The organism is Mesorhizobium sp. M0678 (assembly GCF_040320505.1).
GTDB lineage: Bacteria > Pseudomonadota > Alphaproteobacteria > Rhizobiales > Rhizobiaceae > Mesorhizobium.
Genome location: NZ_JAMYPT010000062.1, coordinates 1 through 4,374, shown reverse-complemented (window position 1 = coordinate 4,374; position 4,374 = coordinate 1). Strand labels below are relative to the sequence as shown.

Genomic DNA, 4,374 nt, shown 5'->3' with positions numbered 1-4,374 from the left:
ATATTCTCTGTTTTGTGTGTGGTTGTGTTTCTTTTTTAATAAACAAAATAAAAACACGCGCGGGCGCGCCCGGCCTTCTTTTCTGGGGGCGGGGGGGGGGGGGCGCCCCCCCCCCACCTCCAGCCGTATGGACGTCTTTACTGAAAAGATACTCGCCGAGACTGGCCTATTTGCGATGGTCGGCAAAGCGGAGCGGGGTCCGCTGACCATCGAGTCGATCGTCAGACACAAAACGCCCTATCTCATCGCAGTGGGCGGCGCTGCGTACCTGATTTCAAAATCGATCAGGGCGGCGCGGCTGGTTGCCTTTGAAGACCTGGGCATGGAAGCGATCTATGAATTCGAGGTGCATGACATGCCGGTCATCATGGCTGTCGATGTTGAGGGAAATTCTATTCACAATTCCGGGCCTCTTGAGTGGCGTAAGCGCATGGCGGCCGACAGCATCGCACGCAACATTGGCGTTTGAGTCTTCCGGCTGGGCGATCCGGCCAGACTCCATGTCGCGACATCCGGCCAGGCGCCGTAGCGGTAACACGAGCGGCATTTGCGGTGCCCAGGCTCCTCGGCGAGCCAAAGAAGAATGGCCTTCAATTCATTTCGAAGCCAAACGCGCCGATGTAAACACTGCATCGACCATGCCATCCACGCGATCGATGCTCGGGTGCTGTCGATGGTTGGCAATCAGGTAAAGCAGCGGAGATTCAAAAGTGCGTTATCTATTTACGACGAGGTCGCCGCCGAAAGGCGACTATACCTCTCCAGCTGCATCATCCCCCTTAGTCGACGGGGGATAGCCTCATGCTTCTACAGCCTTTCCATGGTTCGAACCATCTGGCGCATTGCGGGCCGAGAATGGGCCGTCCACTACATTCGATCACTTGAATTAATGCGAGAATTGGTTGGCACTGATTGCGCTGTCGACCACGGCTTGAGAGCAAAGGTCATGAAGTTGAAACCCGACCCTGTGCGACTAGACGCTTGGGACGTCCGGATTCTCTCAGAGATTCAGTCAGACGGTCGGATTTCGAAAAGCGAGCTCGCAAAGCGTGTTCACCTTTCCGCGTCGGCCTGTTCGGAGCGGCTCCGTGTGCTTCAAGCCGCAGGGATCATTGAGGGGTTCTATGCGCGATTAAGTCCAGCCCTCGTCGGGGGCATTGTTTTTGTGATGGTCGAGGTGGTGTTGGATCGCCACCGTCTCGAGGACCAACGACACTTCGAGGCTGCGATCCAAGACTTTCCGGAAATCCTTGACTGCTGGGCTATCGGGGGGCGGATCGATTATCTGATGCGCGTTTCAGCTCCTTCTATGGCTGCGTATCAGGATTTCATGGAGGGACTGCTGCAGGCAGGCTTGGGTATCGATCAATACTACAGCCTTGTCGTGACAAAACCAGTGAAATCCAATTCACCGATCCCCTTGTCCGCCCTGAGGCTAAGATAAACTCCGAAGCCGTGATTCCCCGGCGATCGGTGCCGATTCCGCGAATTCGTCGGCAAGAGACGTGCATTCCCGCGAAATTCGTCAGCTGTTTGCCGGTATGCTGACTGCTAGGGAGTCGGCTGAGTGTCCTCCGCCGACTAATCGCGAGGAGAGGAACGATGAGCTTGAGCAATCTGGGAACCGAGCAACTCCGGGAGAAGGATCGAAGCTTCGTCTTTCATCCGTCCACGCACTTAGCCAAGCACAGCCGTGGCGAGACGCCAAACCGGATTATGGCCGGCGCAGAAGGCGTCTACATCTGGGATACTGAAGGCCGAAAAAGCCTCGACGGTTTTGGCGGGCTCTATTGCGTCAATATGGGCTATGGCTGCACCGAGATAGCCGACGCCATTGCCAGGCAAGCACATGAACTGCCGTTCGCGCATGTCTATGCCAGCCAGGGCACGGCGCCGGTTGCCCTCTTGGCGGAGGCGGTCGTCGAATACTTTGGCCAGAACATGCGAAGGGTCTATTTCGGTCTTTCCGGCTCTGACGCCAACGAAACCAACATCAAGCTGGTCTGGTACTACAACAACATCCTCGGCCGCCCTGAAAAGAAGAAGATAATCTCGCGGAATCGCGGATATCATGGGTCCGGACTTGTCACTGGTAGCCTGACAGGTCTGCCCTTCTTTCACGATTTCTTCAACCTGCCTCTGAATTTGGTGCGCCATACGACGACGCCGCACCATTACCGGCAGGCGCATGATGGTGAAAGTGAGGAAGCGTTCTCCAGGCGCTGTGCCAACGAACTTGAGGCCCTTATCCTGGCCGAAGGCCCGGAGACGGTTGCAGCTTTCATCGGAGAGCCGGTACTTGGGACCGGCGGCATCGTTCCGCCCCCGAAGGGATACTGGACCGCGATTCAGGGGGTGCTTGACAAGTACGATATCCTTCTTATCGCCGATGAAGTGGTCTGCGGCTTCGCGCGAACCGGTGAGAAATTCGGTTCCCATCTCTATGGCATGCGTCCGGATTTCGTAACGATCGCCAAGGGCTTGAGTTCAGCCTACCTGCCCATCTCCGGGTCAATTATCGGCGACCGCGTCTGGTCGGTGTTGGAACAAGGAACGGAAAAGCACGGCCCGCTTGGCCATGGCTGGACATATTCCGGTCACACGCTCTGCGCGGCGGCCGCGCTTGCCAATATTAAATTGATAAAGGAAAGAAACATTTTGGAACATGTTCGGGATGTCGGACCGTACTGGCAGGCCCGCATGAAAGCCGAACTCGAGGGACATCCCATTGTTGGCGAGGTTCGCGGCGTAGGCATCCTGTCCGCCGTGGAGCTGATGCTGGATCCAAAAGAACGGGTGCCATTCGAGCCCGGACTTCAGGTCGGCGTGCGCGCCGCCGCTGCTCTGTTTGAAAATGGTGTCATAGGCCGCGCGATGCCGCATGGCGATATCCTCGGCTTCGCCCCACCTCTGATCATTACCCGAAAAGAGATCGACATCATCGTCGACGCAACCGCGAAATCAGTCGATACGACCTATCGCGCGCTGAAGGCGGAAGGCGCGATATGATCTGACGTAACGGATGACGCCTCCCACTCGGATCGACCAGGATATCACCTCCGGGAGCCCAGTGGCGTCATGAGTTGGTGCGTGCAAAGCCACGCTCTTCGCTCTCAAAGGCAACTTGCATGGAGGCTGTGCGAGCCGGTGCCGGAATGCACCCCAGTCCCAAAAATCACCGTGCCGCCTTGGCGTCCGAGACGGGCGACGTAGGGCTGCTGCAGAATTGTAGAGGTGAGACTCTCACAGAGCGCAGACCGCAATCTACCGTGAGCCTGAGCTCTTCCACGGAGGCAGCCTCAACAGCCTGCAAACAGACACCCCGACCCTGAAGTGCAAACCACCCAAGAGGACAACTGTCACGAGCGCATATCGCCCTCCCAAGGCGCACCGGCCCGGCACGGAGCTCAGTCTCCGGCCGGGCCTTCTACTCTGAATGGCTGCGCTTTGGCCGGCCCGTCTTGGCTCGTATCTGAGGGGCGAGAACTCACTGCAGTTTAGCTATGCAAGACGCTTTTCATAGATTTGTAGAGCAGATCGCAGACAGCGCTGACGCGACGGACCTGCGCAACGCTCTGGGCGAGATTGCCTCTTCGCTCGATTTGCCGTCTTTTGCCTATCTTTTCCCTTCGCCTGGCAAGGGCCGCAAGGTGCGCCTGATTTCCACCTACCCTCAATCCTGGACATCTCACTACCTTCACAGTCGGTATGAAAAGATTGACCCGGTTATCCATCAGGCGCGTGGTGGTCAGGAACCATTCAACTGGGATGCGCACGGTGCTGATCTCGAACTGTCGACGCAGCAGCGACAATTGATGGATGAGGCGACGCAATTTGGCATTCACTGCGGCTTCACGATCCCGATCCATGACAGCAGCGGTACGTTTGCAGCACTGACCTTCGCCTCGGATGAAAGGCGACCACTGTTCTTCCGCCTGATTGACCGGTATGACCGCGTGCTGCAGCTCATCGCGGTCTTCTTCCATCTTCATGCCTGTCGCAAGTTGGCCGACGGCAGGATCGTGGATGGCGTTGCCCTATCGCGAAGGGAAATCGAGTGTCTGAAGTGGGCGGCTCGCGGAAAGACGGCGTGGGAGATCGGCCGCATCTTGGGAATCAGTCGGCACACCGCAGCCTATCATCGGGATAACGCCAGGAAGAAGCTTGGCGTGAAGACGGCTATTCAGGCAGCCGTTCGGCTTGCACTATCCAGGCCATCTCTCTTCACCTGATCTCCGAAACCTGGGCACATGCACAGGTTGTATCAACTCCCGGCCTTTGCCTTCAATCGCAGGTGTTATCCATGCGAGGGAGAAAGGCCATCATGATGCAGTTGATCACGCCGGATTGCTACGCTGAGTTCAGCGACGAGCT

4 protein-coding genes are annotated in these 4,374 nt (G+C 57.2%); all 4 read left to right on the top strand.

Features of this window, described 5'->3' with window-relative positions:
• A partial coding sequence (locus NKI29_RS33200) for a fumarate hydratase C-terminal domain-containing protein (RefSeq protein WP_352798678.1) occupies positions 1 to 469 on the top strand: 469 nt, incomplete at its 5' end.
• 477 nt (positions 470 to 946) lie between these two features.
• Entirely contained in the window at positions 947 to 1,444 is a 498-nt protein-coding gene (locus tag NKI29_RS33195) for an Lrp/AsnC family transcriptional regulator (RefSeq protein WP_352798679.1), read from the top strand.
• Between the two features lie 158 nt (positions 1,445 to 1,602).
• The gene (locus NKI29_RS33190; protein ID WP_352798676.1) at positions 1,603 to 3,009 is read left to right on the top strand and encodes an aminotransferase; all 1,407 of its coding nucleotides are present in this window, start codon (positions 1,603 to 1,605) and stop codon (positions 3,007 to 3,009) included.
• 494 nt (positions 3,010 to 3,503) lie between these two features.
• Positions 3,504 to 4,232: a LuxR family transcriptional regulator gene (locus NKI29_RS33185; RefSeq protein WP_352798674.1), complete on the top strand. Its 729-nt coding sequence runs from the start codon at positions 3,504 to 3,506 to the stop codon at positions 4,230 to 4,232.
• The last annotated feature ends 142 nt before the right edge of the window (positions 4,233 to 4,374 follow it).